Here is a 15,531-nt window from a genome sequence, read left to right on the forward strand (position 1 = left end):
TCGTCATGCCACGCTATATCATTGAAAGAAACTTTGCAGAACAGCTCGATCTCTCGAAAGAGGGGGTCGAGCAAATCAACCTGATCAACGACCAGGAAGGAGTGAAGTGGATTTTTTCGTTCCTTAGCGCGGACAGAAAAAAGACTTACTGCCTTTACGAGGCGCCCAGTACGCAAGCCATTCTCGCCGCGGCCCGGAGGAACAATGTCCCTGCGGATGTAATCATAGAAGTTAGCGAGGAGATCGGTCCCAATATGTTTGCGTAGCGCTCCTCGGCGAAGCACAGGCGCTGCCGCGGAAGGCTGCCAGAAGGAACTGGTTGCCGGTCGACATCAGCCTTTGTGCCCTCTCACAGGCTGCGAGTCCAGAATTTCGGGTGGTCAGCCTAAAATCAAATGGAAGGCGAGATCAGGTAGCAGATAGGCATTGCGCAGGCGTTCGCTTTCTTTAAAACGAAAGCAGATCGAAAGGCGCACGCTCATGTTCTTGACCGACCGGCAAACCGAAATCGTAGCGATTGCGAAATCGAGCGGCAGGGTTCTGGTCGAGGAGCTCGCCTCCCGCTTTTCGGTGACGCGGCAGACGATCCGCAAAGACCTGAACGATCTTTGCGATGCGCAGGTGCTGACGCGCATCCATGGCGGCGCGACATTCCCGAGCGGCACCGAGAACGTCAAATACGAGGCGCGCCGCCAGATCGCCGCCTCCGAGAAACAGGCGATCGGCATTGCCGCGGTCGAGCTGATCCCGAGCGGCGCCTCGCTCTTCATCAATATCGGAACGACGACCGAGGCGGTGGGCGAGGCGCTCGCCAATCACCACGAGCTGATGGTGATCACCAATAATATCAACGTCGCCAACAGGTTGCGCTCGTTCCCGGCGATCGAGGTGGTGATCGCCGGCGGGGTCGTGCGCGGTTCGGACGGCGGCATCGTCGGTGAGGCGGCGGTCGATTTCATCCGGCAGTTTAAGGTCGACTACGCCGTGATTGGCGCGTCGGCGATCGACATGGACGGCGCGCTTCTCGACTATGATTTTCGCGAGGTGAAGGTGGCTCAAGCGATCATCGCCAATGCAAGGCACGTCATTCTGGTTGCCGATTCGACGAAGTTCGAACGCACAGCACCGGTCAGGATCGGCCAGCTTTCCCAGGTCCATACCTTCATCACCGACCACTGTCCGGTGGCGTCGATCCGCAATCTCTGCCTCGAAAACAATGTGAAGCTGATCGAAACGAACGGCAGATCGCGCTAGCGGATATTGTTGAAAAGCGTCTGCCCTTTTCGAAAAGGCATATGCTCTATGCCTTTGATTCAGATAGATATTCCAGATTTATCTCGATCTGGTCTCAAAATAGTCCAGATCCAGGCTGCGATCTCCGCAACATTCGTTTGACATTCGTATTCCTTTCGTTTTAACTGATGTTACTTTCGCAATTGTGCAAGTTTTGTGCGATGCGAAATCCGCAGCAGGGCTCGGAGGGGATATTGGGCCGGGAGATTCACGACATATTCGTCATCGGTGGCGGCATCAACGGCTGCGGCATTGCGCGCGATGCCGTTGGGCGCGGTTATTCCGTGGCGCTGGCGGAGATGAACGATTTCGCCTCGGGCACCTCGTCGGGCGCCACCAAGCTGATCCATGGCGGCCTGCGTTATCTCGAGCATTACGAGTTCCGCCTGGTGCGCGAATCGCTGATGGAACGCGAGATCCTCTGGGCGATGGCGCCGCACATCATCTGGCCGTTGCGCTTCGTGCTGCCCTATCACAAGGGCGGCATCCGTCCGGCCTGGCTGATCCGGCTCGGCCTCTTCCTCTACGACCATCTCGGCGGCCGCAAGCTGCTGCCGGCGACATCGGTGCTCGACATGCGCCGCGATCCGGCCGGTAAGCCGCTGAAGGCGCTGTTTGCCAAGGCTTTCGAATATTCCGACGGCTGGGTCGACGATGCCCGCATGGTGGTGCTGAACGCCCGCGACGCCGCCGACAAGGGGGCGACCATCCTGCCGCGCACCAAGGTGGTAGCGGCACGGCGCGAGAATGGTCTGTGGCATATCGAGACCACCGATACGGTCACCGGCCGCACCGACAGCCATCAGGCCCGCATGCTGGTCAATGCCGCCGGCCCCTGGGTCGACCACGTCATCCGCGCTGCCTTCGGCCAGAACGAGGCCCGCCATGTCCGTCTCGTCCAGGGCAGCCATATCGTCGTGAAGAAGAAGTTCGACGATCCCAGAGCCTATTTCTTCCAGAATCCCGACAATCGCATCATTTTCGCCATCCCCTATGAGGGCGACTTCACGCTGATCGGCACCACCGACCGCGACTACACCGCCGATCCCAAGGATGTCCGGATCTCCGAGGAGGAGACCGTCTATCTCTGCAATGCGGCGTCGGAATATTTCAAGGAGCCGGTCAAACCGGAAGATATCGTCTGGACCTATTCGGCGGTCAGGCCGCTTTATGACGACGGCGCCTCGAAGGCCCAGGAAGCAACGCGCGATTACGTGCTGAAGCTGGAAGGCGAGGGTGAGGCGGCACCGCTGCTCAACGTCTTCGGCGGCAAGCTCACCACATATCGCCGGCTTTCCGAACATGCGCTGGAAAAGATCGGGGCTGCAATCGGCGTCAAGGGTGCGCCGTGGACGGCCAAGAGCCATCTGCCGGGCGGCGATTTTCCGGTCAAGGGTTATGAGGCCGAGGTCGTCAAGCTGAAACGGCGCTATCCGTTCCTGGCCGATCCGCATGCCCGCAGGTTGGTGCGCCGCTATGGCACGAAGGCCGAGGTGCTGCTTGGCGATGCCCGCGGGATCGACGATCTCGGACGGCTGTTCGGCGGCGATCTCTACGAAGCAGAAGTCAAATATCTCGCCGAACATGAATGGGCCCGGCACGGCGAAGACGTGCTGTGGAGGAGAACAAAGGATGGTCTGCGCCTTTCCAAGGAGCAGGCTCAGTCACTGGAGGAGTACATGGCTGCCATACCGGCAATGGCCGGATAAAGGCGGCGTGTGGTCCCCGCTGCGTGGAGGCACGGGAACAGGAATGCTGGAACTGCGAAACGCCGCCAAGATGGTGGGGGCGGACTATCACATCTATCCGACCGATCTGGTCCTCGAGCGGGGCACGCTGAACGTCCTGCTCGGGCCGACGCTGTCGGGCAAGACGTCGCTGATGCGACTGATGGCCGGGCTCGACAGGCCGACCGGCGGCTCTATCCATTTCCACGGCGCCGATGTCACCGGCATGCCGGTGCAGAAGCGCAACGTCGCCATGGTCTACCAGCAATTCATCAACTATCCGGCGCTGACCGTTTACGAGAACATCGCCTCGCCGATGCGCATATCGGGCAAGGATGCCGCGACGATCGACCGTGAGGTGCGCAAGGCAGCCGAGCTTCTGAAGCTCTCGCCCTATCTCGACCGCACGCCGCTCAATCTGTCCGGCGGCCAGCAGCAACGCACTGCGCTTGCGCGCGCGCTCGTCAAGAATGCCAGCCTCGTGCTGATGGACGAGCCGCTCGCCAATCTCGATTACAAGCTGCGTGAAGAGCTGCGGCAGGAATTGCCGCGCATCTTCGCCCAGTCCGGCGCGATCTTCGTCTATGCCACGACGGAACCCTCCGAAGCCTTGTTGCTGGGTGGCAATACGGCAGCGCTCAACGAGGGCCGGATCACACAGTTCGGCCCGACGATCGAGGTCTATCGCAATCCGCTCGATCTGACGACGGCGAAAACCTTTGCCGATCCGCCGCTGAATTTTATTGATCTCATCAAATCGGCAGGCAATTTCCTGCGCGATGGCGCTGTGATTTTTGCCGTGCCGCCGCATCTTCAGAACGTGCCGGACGGGCCGGCAACGATCGCGTTTCACCCGCATCATCTTGCACCAACCGCCCAGACGGCTGATTCGGCGCGGCTGACAGCACGGACACAGATTTCGGAGATCACGGGGTCGGAAAGTTTCGTGCATCTGCAATTTGCCGACACCCGCTGGGTAATGCTTGCGCACGGCATCCACAATATCGACCCGGACACGGATCTCTCCGTTTTCATCGATACGCGCCACCTGATGGCGTTCGGCGCGGACGGCCGGGCGATCACCACCGCCGGGCAGAGGGGCTAGGAGAAGATCATGGCACGGATCACCCTCGATCATATCAGACATGCCTATGGGCCGAACCCTAAGAGCGAGAAGGACTACGCTCTCAAGGAAGTGCACCACGAGTGGAACGATGGCGGCGCCTATGCGCTGCTCGGACCTTCAGGCTGCGGAAAGACCTCGCTGCTCAATATCATTTCCGGCCTTATTCAGCCGTCCGAAGGGCGAATTCTCTTCGACGGACAGGATGTTACGAACCTGCCGACGCAGCAGCGAAATATTGCGCAGGTATTCCAGTTTCCGGTCATCTACGACACGATGACCGTCTACGACAATCTGGCTTTCCCCTTGCGCAACCGCGGAGTGGCGGAGCCTGATGTTGATCGTCGTGTCCGCGAAATCTTGGAGATGATCGATCTTGCAGACTGGGCCAAGCGGCGCGCGCGCGGTTTGACGGCGGACCAAAAGCAGAAGATTTCGCTCGGCCGCGGCCTCGTGCGCTCGGATGTGAACGCGATTCTCTTCGACGAGCCGCTCACTGTTATCGATCCGCATATGAAATGGGTGCTGCGATCGCAGCTGAAGCGGCTGCATAAGCAGTTCGGTTTTACGATGGTCTACGTCACGCATGACCAGACGGAGGCGCTGACCTTCGCCGACAAAGTCGTGGTGATGTACGATGGCGAGATCGTGCAGATCGGCACGCCGGCCGAGCTCTTCGAGCGTCCGAGCCATACTTTCGTCGGCTACTTCATCGGTTCTCCGGGCATGAACTTCATGCCGGCCAAGGTGGAAGGCCGCACGGTTCGGGTCGGTGAGCACGCGCTGACGCTCGACTATGCGCCAAAGACTTCGGCAGCGGCCAGGGTAGAGCTTGGAATCCGGCCAGAGTTTATCCGGGTCGGCCGCGAGGGCATGCCTGTGACGGTCAGCAAGGTGGAGGATATCGGCCGGCAGAAGATCGTCCGCGCGCAGTTCGCCGGCCAGCCGATCGCGATCGTCGTCCCTGAAGACGGGGACATTCCGGCTGATCCCCGGGTGACCTTCGAGCCATCGGGTATCAGTATCTATGCCGACTCTTGGCGCGCCGGACCGGAGGCTTGATCATGGAAAAAACCTGGAACAACAAAGCGTGGTTTCTGGTCCTGCCGGTCCTCGTGCTGGTGGCATTCTCGGCCGTCATTCCCTTGATGACGGTTGTGAACTATTCCGTTCAGGACACTTTCGGAAACAACCAGTTCTTCTGGAACGGAACGGACTGGTTTACCGAAATCCTGCATTCCGACCGTTTCTGGGCCGCCCTGCAGCGAAACCTGATTTTTTCGTTGATCATTCTCGCTCTTGAGATCCCGCTCGGTATCTTCATTGCGCTCAACATGCCGAAATCGGGCATCGGCGTGCCGGTGTGCCTGGTTCTGATGGCGCTACCACTGCTGATCCCGTGGAACGTTGTCGGCACGATCTGGCAGGTGTTCGGCCGCAACGACATTGGTTTGTTCGGCTATTCCCTCAATGCCATCGGCATCGATTACAACTATGTGCAGGATCCGCTCGACGCCTGGGTGACGATCATCATCATGGATGTCTGGCACTGGACGAGCCTGGTCGTCCTGCTCTGCTATGCCGGCCTCGTTTCCATTCCGGATGCTTTCTATCAGGCAGCCAAGATCGACGGTGCGTCCCGTTGGGCCGTGTTCCGCTATATCCAGCTGCCAAAGATGAAGCGCGTTCTTCTGATCGCCGTGCTGCTGCGTTTCATGGATAGTTTCATGATCTACACCGAGCCGTTTGTCGTCACCGGTGGCGGTCCCGGCAACGCGACCACTTTCCTGTCGATCGATCTGGTCAAGACCGCGCTCGGACAGTTTGACCTCGGTCCGGCCGCTGCCATGTCGCTGATCTATTTCCTGATCATCCTGCTGCTTTCGTGGGTGTTCTACACCGTCATGACAAGCCACGACGCGGAGAATTGAAATGAGCGCCTCCAACGAAACGACAGCGAGCCGAAAAATCTCAGGCGTTACTAGTGTCGCAGGCGGTCTCTCCTCCGATGAAGTCAGCCATCTGATGCGCCGGCGCGGCGAGGAATCGCGCTGGTGGTGGCTGGTTCCGACGATCTATATCATCGTGCTCCTGTTGCCGATCTATTGGCTCGTCAACATGAGCTTCAAGACCAATGCGGAAATCGTCAATTCTCTGACGCTTTATCCTCATAACCCGACGATCGCCAATTACGTGACGATCTTCACGGAGAAGGCGTGGTATTCCGGCTACATCAATTCAATCACCTATGTCGTGATCAACATGGTGATCTCGGTGGCAGCCGCGCTGCCGGCGGCCTATGCCTTCTCCCGTTATCGGTTCCTTGGTGACAAGCATCTTTTCTTCTGGTTGCTGACGAACCGGATGGCGCCGCCGGCGGTTTTTGCCCTGCCGTTCTTTCAGCTCTACTCAGCCTTTGGACTGATCGATACGCACATCGCCGTGGCATTGGCGCATTGCCTCTTCAACGTGCCGCTTGCGGTTTGGATCCTTGAAGGCTTCATGTCCGGCGTGCCGAAGGAAATCGACGAAACGGCCTATATCGATGGCTATTCGTTCCCGCGGTTTTTCCTGAAGATCTTCACGCCGCTGATTGCGAGCGGCATAGGTGTCGCCTGCTTCTTCTGCTTCATGTTCTCTTGGGTCGAGTTGCTGATCGCACGAACGCTGACGACGACCGACGCGAAGCCGATCGCTGCCACCATGACCCGTACCGTCTCCGCATCCGGCATGGATTGGGGCTTGCTCGCCGCCGCGGGTGTTCTGACCTTGATCCCAGGGGCGCTGGTGATCTGGTTTGTGCGCAATTACATCGCCAAGGGCTTCGCCCTGGGGAGGGTTTGATGGGCTTTTCACTTCCCGATTTTTCATGGATGGCATGGACCTGGCCGACGGCCGCGTTCTTCATCGTTATCGCATTGCTGCTGATCGGCATGGGGGTCTGGGAGTATGCCGTGCCCGGCGGCAACCCGCGGATCGGAATCCTGCGCTTCGAGACGACGCGCGGTGACCGGCTTTTCCTTTCGCTGCTCGGCAGCGCCTTTATCCATCTTGCCTGGCTTGGTCTCGCTGGATCAAGCCTCTGGTGGGCTCTCGCTCTCTCCGTTGTCTACGCCGTCGGCGTATTCCGTTACGTGTGAGGCAAGTTGATGCAGACGGCCGGGTTTTTTCTGGTCGCCTGAGACGTGAAGACTGCAATCGCAAACCCTGGGAGGATATCATGCGAAGGCATTTATTGACGACGACAGCAGCGGTACTGCTGGCCATGACCGGGTCGGCCTATGCCGGCATGGACGAGGCAAAGACTTTTCTGGACAAAGAGATCGGCGACGTTTCGACGCTCTCTCGCGCCGACCAGGAAAAGGAAATGCAATGGTTCGTCGATGCGGCGAAGCCTTTCCAGGGTATGGACATCAAGGTTGTTTCGGAAACCTTGACCACTCACAAGTATGAGTCCGAGGTTCTGGCTCCGGCCTTCACTGCGATCACCGGCATCAAGGTCACGCACGACGTCATTCAAGAGGGTGACGTTGTCGAGAAGATCCAGACACAGATGCAGACCGGGCAGAACCTTTATGACGGCTGGGTCAACGACTCCGACCTGATCGGTACCCACTGGCGCTATCAGCAGGTGCGCAACCTGACCGACTGGATGGCCGGCGAAGGCAAGGACGTTACCAACCCCGGCCTCGATATCGACGACTTCATCGGCACGAAGTTCACGACCGCGCCGGACAAGAAGCTCTATCAGCTTCCCGACCAGCAGTTCGCCAACCTCTACTGGTTCCGCTACGACTGGTTCAACGACGAGAAGAACAAGGCCGATTTCAAGGCGAAATACGGCTACGATCTCGGCGTGCCGGTCAACTGGTCGGCCTATGAGGACATTGCCGAATTCTTTACCGGCCGTGACGTGAACGGCAAGAAGGTCTTCGGCCATATGGACTACGGCAAGAAGGACCCGTCGCTCGGCTGGCGCTTCACCGACGCCTGGCTTTCGATGGCCGGCAATGGTGACAAGGGCCTGCCGAACGGTCTTCCGGTCGACGAATGGGGCATCAAGGTCGACGAGAAGTCGCGTCCCGTCGGTTCGTGCGTCGCGCGTGGCGGCGATACCAACGGCCCGGCATCGGTCTATTCGATCCAGAAGTATCTCGATTGGTTGAAGGCGTACGCACCGCCGGAAGCTCAGGGCATGACTTTCTCGGAATCCGGTCCGGTGCCGGCACAGGGTAACGTCGCGCAGCAGATCTTCTGGTACACGGCGTTTACCGCAGACATGGTCAAGCCTGGCCTGCCTGTTATGAATGAGGACGGCACGCCGAAATGGCGCATGGCACCGAGCCCGCATGGCGTTTACTGGAAAGACGGCATGAAGCTTGGTTATCAGGACGTCGGCTCGTGGACGCTGATGAAATCGACCCCGACGGACCGTGCGAAAGCTGCCTGGCTCTATGCACAGTTCGTGACCTCCAAGACGATTGACGTGAAGAAGAGCCAGCTCGGTCTCACCTTCATCCGCGAATCCACCATTCGCGACAAGAGCTTTACGGAGCGCGCTCCGAAGCTTGGCGGTCTGATCGAGTTCTATCGTTCGCCGGCCCGCGTTCAGTGGTCGCCAACCGGCACCAACGTTCCCGACTATCCGAAGCTGGCTCAGCTTTGGTGGCAGGCTATCGGTGACGCCGCTGCCGGCGCCAAGACACCGCAGGAAGCCATGGATTCTCTTTGCGGCGAGCAGGAGAAGGTCATGGGCCGTATCGAGAAATCGGGCGTCCAGGGCGATATCGGCCCGAAACTGGCCGAAGAGCATGATCTCGCTTATTGGAACGCGGATGCGGTGAAGAAGGGCAACCTTGCGCCGCAGCTGAAGATCGAGAACGAGAAAGAAAAGCCGGTCACCGTCAACTACGACGAACTCGTCAAGAGCTGGCAGTCGAAGTAAGGCGGACCTCGGCCGGAGGCAACGAGGCTTCCGGCCATCACTTCCCGCCACCGGCTACGGCCGGTGGCACCCACAATCTTTCTCTCATGAAACCTCCGCGTCTGCCCTCCCTGCCGGGCGGAGCGGTTTCGTGCGAGCCGGAGACGGATATGAGCGGCTATATTCTTTCAATCGACCAGGGCACGACGTCTTCACGCGCGATCATCTTCGACGGCGACATGAAAATGGCCGGCTCGGCCCAGGCGGAGATCACCCAATATTATCCGCAGCCCGGATGGGTGGAGCACGACGCCACTGAGATCTGGCAGTCCGTCGTCGACACGGTGCGCAAGGCGATCGCCGATGCCGGTCTCGATGCCACCGACATCACCGCGATCGGCATCACCAACCAGCGCGAGACCGCTGTTGTCTGGGATCGCCGGTCCGGAACGCCGCTTCACCGCGCGATCGTCTGGCAGGACAGGCGCACGGCCGAAATGTGCGAGAGCTTGAAGGCCGATGGCTACGAGAAGTTGTTCAGCGCCAAGACCGGCCTGCTGCTCGACCCCTATTTTTCCGGAACGAAGCTGCGCTGGCTGCTCGACAATGTCGACGGCCTGCGGGAGAAGGCGGAAGCGGGCGACGTCTGCTTCGGCACGATCGACAGCTGGCTGATCTACAATCTGACCGGCGGCCGTGTGCACGCCACCGATGCGACCAATGCGTCGAGAACGCTGCTCTATAATATCGATGACGGCGCATGGGACGAGGAGCTTCTCGGCATTCTCGGAATCCCGGCCGTCATGCTTCCCGAGGTCAGGGAATGCGCCGATGATTTCGGCCGCGTCGACCAGGCGCTGCTCGGTGCGGAGCTTCCGATCCTCGGCGTTGCCGGCGACCAGCAGGCGGCGGCGATCGGCAATGCCTGCTTCGAGCCCGGCATGATGAAATCCACCTACGGCACCGGCTGCTTCGCTCTGCTGAACACCGGCAGGGATCGTGTTTCCTCCTCCAACCGGATGCTGACGACGATCGCCTACCGGCTCGACGGCGAGACGACCTATGCGCTCGAAGGCTCGATCTTCATCGCCGGTGCCGCCGTGCAATGGCTGCGCGACGGCCTCGGCATCATCGGTCAGGCGTCGGAGGCAGGGGTCCTTGCGGCCAAGGCCGATCCCGGACAGCAGGTCTACATCGTTCCGGCCTTCACCGGCCTCGGCGCGCCTTATTGGGATCCGGCCGCGCGCGGTGCGATCTTCGGTCTGACGCGAAATAGCGGGCCGGCGGAATTTGCCCGCGCCGTGCTCGAATCCGTCGCCTACCAGACACTTGATCTGCTGGTGGCGATGAAGAAGGACTGGGGCGTCAACCAGCTGGAAACCGTGCTGCGTGTCGATGGCGGCATGGCGGCTTCGGACTGGACGATGCAGTGCCTGGCCGACATGACGGGAAATCCCGTCGACCGCTCGGCGATCCGCGAGACGACGGCGCTGGGGGCCGCCTGGCTTGCCGGCTCGAAAGCCGGCATCTGGCCGGGCAGGCGGGAATTTGCGCAGGCTTGGGCCTGCGACCGCCGCTTCAGCCCGTCGATGGAGGAGACCGAGCGGCAGGGCAAGATCATCGGCTGGAAGAATGCCGTGTCCAGAATGATTTCCGACGCCTCGGCGGGATAGAGCAGCTTCCCCGGCTACGACCGCAATGGCGGCTGCTTTCACGCGCCGCCGGCGGCCTTCCTGTTGATGAAACTTAGGGCGAGCACCGCGAAGATCAGCGTTCCCGTACCGACCTGCTGCCAATAGAAGTTCAGATCGGTCAGCAGCAGCCCGTTGGCGACGATGCTGAGCAGCAGCGCGCCGAGAACAGTCCCGCCGACATTCGGCCGCCCGAGCGGGCTGAGCGTCGTGCCGATGAAGGTCGCGCCGATGGCATTGAGCAGGAAGGCATTGCCGGAGGACGGAATGTAGGTGGTGACGGTCGCGGTCAGGATCAGGCCGGCGATGGCCGCGATCAGCCCGACCAGAATGAAGGTCACGGCGACATAGGCGGGCGCGGCGATGCCGGAATAGCGCACGACGCCCGGCTGGATGCCGATCGACAGGACGACGCGGCCGAAACGCGTGCGGGCAAAAACCACCGCAGCGGCGGCGATGACGATGATGGCAACGGCCAGCGGCACCGGAAAGCCGGCAATCGTGCCGTGGCCGAGGAAGCGGAAGGCGTCCGGCACGCCGTTCGGCGGCAGATAGACCGGATTGCCGCCATTGGTCAGCAGCTGCTGAACGCTGCGGCCGATGAACAGCGTGCCGAGCGTGGCGAGGAACGGCGACACGCCGATCCCGGAGATCAAGAGCGCGTTGAAGGCGCCGACGACTGCCCCGGCCGCCAGTCCCGCAAGTGCGGCGAGTGCCACCGGCTGCCCGGCGAGCACGAGCGAGACGAAGGCGAAGCTGGCGAAATCCATCGCCGTTCCCACCGAAAGATCGATGCCGCCCGCCGCCACGGCAAAGGTCATGGCGATGGAGACGATGGCAAGCAGCGTGAAATTGTTGACCAGGATGCTCTGCAGGTTCGCAAGCGTCAGGAATGTTGGCGTCGCCACGGAAAAGGCGGCGAACACCGCAATCAGGGCGAGGATCAGCCCATAACGCACCAGGCTGCCGGCGATTAGACGCGGCAAGCCTGTCGTGGTGAGGGTAGGGGTCTGGAGCGACATGGTCAGGCCTCCTGCCGGCGCAGCAACGTGGTCGCGGAAACGACGATGAGTATGAGCACGCCCTGGACGCCGCTGACCAGCGTGCTCGAAATATTCAGCAGCTGGAAACCGTTGACGAGGAAGCCGACCAGCAGGGCTGAGAGCAGCGTCCCGGTGATCGTGGGAACGAGCCGGCGCGAGAAGACAGAGCCGAGCAGGGCGGTCACGACGACGGGCAACAGCATCTCGCCGGAGCCGGTCGTGCTGCCGCTTAGATAGGAAACCGACAGGATGCCGGCGATGCCGCCGGAGAGGCCACTGGCGACGAAGGCGCCTGATAGTAGCCGGCGAAGCGGCAGGCCGGCGGCACGCGCCGCATCGGGAAACTCACCGACCGCATAGAGGCGCAGGCCGAGCGGGGTATATTGCACGATCGCCGTGGCGATCGCCGTGAAGCCGAGAAGCACATAGGCAAGAACCGGTATGCCGAACGGATCCGAGGCCGAAAGCGCCGATAGGAAAGGCGTCGAGGCCGGCAGGACGGTATTGCCGGTCAGCACCAATTCCAGGCCGGCGACAACGTTCATGACGGCAAGCGTGGCAAGCAGCGGCACGATGCCGGCATAGACGACGGCAATGGCATTGACCGTGCCGATCAACGCGCCGGTCGAGATCGCCGCCGCAATCGCCGTCGCGTCGCCGTAGCCTAGCTGCGTCAGGCTGGCATAAACGGCGGCGCTGAGGCCCATATTGGCAGCGAGCGACAGGTCGATGCCGCCGGTGACGACATTGGAGCCGCCGGCGATCAGCACGATCGTCAGTCCGATGGCAAGCACGCCTGAGATGGCCGATTGGCCGAGCACATTGCCGATATTGCCGATACTGAGGAAATAGGGTGCCGTCAGCGAGAAGATGATCAGGATGGCGGCAAATGCGATCAGCGATCCGAAGCGCAATGCCGCAGCGGCAATATTGCCAGCCGGCCGCGGAGGCGGCTCCGCAGCGGAAAAACCGGAAGGCGCGAATTCCACTTCAGCCGACATGGCGATGTCCCTCGGATGATCCTGTGGATTGCGCCAGCACGGCATCCGCCGTGGTCTCCGACGAGATGAATTCCCGCACCACGCGGCCACGGAAGAGCACGAGGATGCGATCGGTGATACCGACGAGTTCGGGCAGGTCCGAAGACAGCACGATGACGCCGGCGCCGCGCGCTGCGAGTTCGCCGATCAGCGTATAGATCTCGACCTTGGAGCCGATATCGACGCCGACCGTCGGCTCGTCGAGGAGATAGACCTCGGAGTGGCGGCTCAGCCATTTGGCGATGGCGATCTTCTGCTGGTTGCCGCCCGAAAGCGTGCGCAGCAGGGCATTCCGTCCATTGGTTTTTACCTGCAGCCGGGCAATCAGAGCATCGACTTCCCGCTGCTCGGCTTTTCGGTCGAGAAAGCCGAAACGCGTGAAGCGGCCCAGGCTCGAAAGACTGGTGTTTTCCGTAACGCTGAGGTCGAGCGCGATGCCATGGCGACGCCGGTCTTCCGGCACCAGCGCAATCTCGCGCCCAGTCGCCTGCGTCGGATTGTTGAAACGGGCAGCCTTGCCGCTGATCTCGATACGGCCGGAAGCCGGGGTCTCCAGCCCGAAGAGGGTGCGGACCAGCTCCTTGGCGCCGGAGCCGAGCAGGCCGGTCAGACCGAGCACCTCGCCGCGGCGAAGCGCGAAACTCACGTCGCTATATTTCCCCGGCGCCGACAGCTGCTCGACCTTGAGGATTTCCTCGCCTGATGTGACCTGCGGCTTCGGGAACATCTCCTTGATGTCGCGCTCGACCATCAGCCGCGCAATCGCGCTGGCCGAGGTCTCGCCGATCGGCAGCAAGGCGACGTCGAGCCCATTGCGCAGCACGGTGACGTGGTCGCAGAGCTCTTCGATTTCGTTCAGGTAATGCGAGATATAGATGATGGTGACGCCTTCGTCGCGCAGGCGGCGGATCAGCCGGAAGAGGATATCGGCTTCACGGCGCACCAAGGCGGCCGTCGGCTCGTCGAAGACCAGCACTTTCGGCTGGTTGAGGAGGGCGCGGGTCATTTGCACGATCTGCTTTTCGGCGGTCGACAATTCGCCGATCAGGGCGCTGTTCGGCAGGCGGATACCGAAATAATCGTTGAGAATATCGGATGCGCGCCGCTGCATCAGCCGCCGGTCGAGGAACGGCGTACCCGATATCCGCGGTTCCCGGCCGAGGAACAGGGCTTCGCCGACGGTGAAGGTCGGCACCAGCAGCCGGTCCTGGTGAATGAAGTGGATGCCGAGATCTTCGGCAAGATGCGGCGTCAGCCTGTCGAATGTGCGCCCTTCGATCTCGATCCGGCCGGCATCCGGCTGGTGAAGACCGGCCAGCAGTTTGATCAGCGTCGACTTGCCGGCGCCGTTCTGGCCGACGAGACCGTGGATGGTGCCGCGCTTGACAAGCAGCGACGCACCGGCAAGCGCCTGCGCCCCGCCGAAATGCTTGACGATGCCTTCGAAGCGGATAATGTCGTTGCCCGCCGTCACCGGCTGCTTCAACGAAATGGCCGTCATGTCGATCTCTCCGGGCAGGTTCCGAGCGACCCGGTCATGGCCGGATCGCTCGGGAGCCTTGTCAGCCGATGCCGAGTTTCTTGGTGACTTCGCCGACATTGGTCTTGTTGGCGAGCAGGGCTGAAACATAGGTCTCGCGCGGCAGCGTCTGGCCGGCGAGCAGCTTGGCGACGTTGCGGATGGCGGTGCGGCCGATTTCCGCCGGCTGCTGGGCGACATCGGCGCCGGCCGGCGAATTCGGATCGGCGATCAGCTGCAGCACCTCAGGGCTGCCGTCGACGCCGTAGGTGCGGATCTCGGTGCGGCCGGCAGCCGTCAGTGCCTGGGTCGCGCCAAGCTGCGGAATGTCCCAGGCCGACCAGATCGCCTTGATCGAACCCTTTTCCGGATATTTGTTGAGGATTGCCGTGATCTGCGTGAAGGCGTCCTGGACGGTATTCGGGATGACGTCGCGCAGTTCCGGCTGGAGGATCTTCACCTTCGGGAAATATTTGACGACATTGACCAGCTGATCGTAGCGGATCGCGCAGGGGGTCACACCGTAGAAGCCGTTGAAGACGACGATATTGCCTTCGCCGCCGATATCGGAGACGAGCTGCAGCGCCAGATCCTTGCCGATGCCCCAATTGTCGGACGTGGTGTTGTTGATCGAATTGGTCGAGCCGACGTCGACGGTCAGAACCGGGATCCCGGCATCGCGCGCCTTCTTCAGCCAGGGATCGATGACGCTGAGCGTGCCGAGGATCTGCACGATCGCATCCGGCTTCTGGGCGATCAGCGTCTGCAGCTGCGACACCAGCTTGCCGTCATTGCGGCCGGCATCGACGGCGATCGGCTCGCCGCCGAGGCGCTTTACCTCTTCGATCTGGGCATTATAGGCCTGCAGGTCGAAGAAGTGATCGGTGCCGGTGGCGCTGATGGCGATGCGCTTGCCTTTCAGCGACAGCTCTTCGGCTGCAAAAACCGGCTTCTGCCCGATGAGCGAAGCACCGGCGACGGCAACCCCGGCCGCTGCGGACAGTTTCAACAGGTCTCGTCTTCCGAGACCGCTTCCGGATTTTTCAGTACTCATTGCCATTCTCTCCAATTAATTAAGTCTATAGATTAAATGGATTAATGCGGATGGGGAGGAACGAATTTCCAAAAGAACGATCTCCGGAGAAAAGAGTGGAGGGAGCGAAAGCGCATC

At 61.1% G+C, this 15,531-nt stretch carries 14 protein-coding genes; 10 read left to right on the top strand and 4 right to left on the bottom strand.

The genetic code is table 11. From position 1 onward, the window contains the following. Positions 1-5 precede the first annotated feature (5 nt). From CO667_RS11470 to glpK, 10 genes are all read left to right on the top strand, one after another. A complete protein-coding gene (locus CO667_RS11470) occupies positions 6-266 on the top strand; it encodes a DUF4242 domain-containing protein (protein WP_097618487.1) in 261 nt (86 codons plus the stop codon). 214 nt (positions 267-480) lie between these two features. Further along, the gene (locus tag CO667_RS11475; protein WP_097618488.1) at positions 481-1,254 is read left to right on the top strand and encodes a DeoR/GlpR family DNA-binding transcription regulator; all 774 of its coding nucleotides are present in this window, start codon (positions 481-483) and stop codon (positions 1,252-1,254) included. Positions 1,255-1,487: 233 nt separating this feature from the next. After that, positions 1,488-3,002, top strand: coding sequence for a glycerol-3-phosphate dehydrogenase (gene glpD / locus CO667_RS11480; protein ID WP_097618489.1), 1,515 nt, complete (start codon positions 1,488-1,490; stop codon positions 3,000-3,002). Positions 3,003-3,045: 43 nt separating this feature from the next. Further along, positions 3,046-4,125, top strand: a complete 1,080-nt coding sequence (locus tag CO667_RS11485; RefSeq protein ID WP_097618490.1) for an ABC transporter ATP-binding protein — start codon at positions 3,046-3,048, stop codon at positions 4,123-4,125. A 9-nt stretch (positions 4,126-4,134) separates the two neighbouring features. Next, positions 4,135-5,205 carry an ABC transporter ATP-binding protein gene (locus CO667_RS11490; protein WP_097618491.1) on the top strand — a complete coding sequence of 357 codons (1,071 nt, stop codon included), beginning with the start codon at positions 4,135-4,137 and terminating at the stop codon, positions 5,203-5,205. 2 nt (positions 5,206-5,207) lie between these two features. Next, complete coding sequence (locus CO667_RS11495) at positions 5,208-6,074, top strand: sugar ABC transporter permease (RefSeq protein WP_003552206.1); 867 nt, start codon at positions 5,208-5,210, stop codon at positions 6,072-6,074. Between the two features lies 1 nt (position 6,075). Further along, positions 6,076-6,987, top strand: coding sequence for a carbohydrate ABC transporter permease (locus CO667_RS11500; RefSeq protein WP_097618492.1), 912 nt, complete (start codon positions 6,076-6,078; stop codon positions 6,985-6,987). Continuing rightward, on the top strand, positions 6,987-7,283 hold the full coding sequence (locus CO667_RS11505; protein ID WP_018246653.1) for a DUF2160 domain-containing protein: 297 nt from the start codon (positions 6,987-6,989) through the stop codon (positions 7,281-7,283). Before CO667_RS11500 ends, CO667_RS11505 begins: the two co-directional genes overlap by 1 nt. Positions 7,284-7,363: 80 nt before the next feature. Beyond that, positions 7,364-9,088: an ABC transporter substrate-binding protein gene (locus tag CO667_RS11510; RefSeq protein ID WP_097618493.1), complete on the top strand. Its 1,725-nt coding sequence runs from the start codon at positions 7,364-7,366 to the stop codon at positions 9,086-9,088. Positions 9,089-9,237: 149 nt separating this feature from the next. Further along, complete coding sequence (gene glpK, locus CO667_RS11515) at positions 9,238-10,740, top strand: glycerol kinase GlpK (RefSeq protein WP_097618494.1); 1,503 nt, start codon at positions 9,238-9,240, stop codon at positions 10,738-10,740. A 38-nt stretch (positions 10,741-10,778) separates the two neighbouring features. On the opposite strand, the gene CO667_RS11520 is transcribed toward glpK, so the two are convergent. From CO667_RS11520 to CO667_RS11535, 4 genes are all read right to left on the bottom strand, one after another. After that, on the bottom strand, positions 10,779-11,780 hold the full coding sequence (locus CO667_RS11520; RefSeq protein ID WP_097618495.1) for an ABC transporter permease: 1,002 nt from the start codon (positions 11,778-11,780) through the stop codon (positions 10,779-10,781). Positions 11,781-11,782: 2 nt separating this feature from the next. Further along, positions 11,783-12,802 carry an ABC transporter permease gene (locus CO667_RS11525; protein ID WP_097618496.1) on the bottom strand — a complete coding sequence of 340 codons (1,020 nt, stop codon included), beginning with the start codon at positions 12,800-12,802 and terminating at the stop codon, positions 11,783-11,785. After that, a complete protein-coding gene (locus CO667_RS11530; protein WP_097618497.1) occupies positions 12,792-14,342 on the bottom strand; it encodes a sugar ABC transporter ATP-binding protein in 1,551 nt (516 codons plus the stop codon). The genes CO667_RS11525 and CO667_RS11530 overlap by 11 nt, the downstream gene beginning before the upstream one ends. Before the next feature lie 61 nt (positions 14,343-14,403). Then, entirely contained in the window at positions 14,404-15,414 is a 1,011-nt protein-coding gene (locus CO667_RS11535; protein ID WP_097618498.1) for a sugar ABC transporter substrate-binding protein, read from the bottom strand. Positions 15,415-15,531 lie beyond the last annotated feature (117 nt).

The organism is Rhizobium sp. L43 (assembly GCF_002531725.1).
Classification (GTDB): domain Bacteria; phylum Pseudomonadota; class Alphaproteobacteria; order Rhizobiales; family Rhizobiaceae; genus Rhizobium.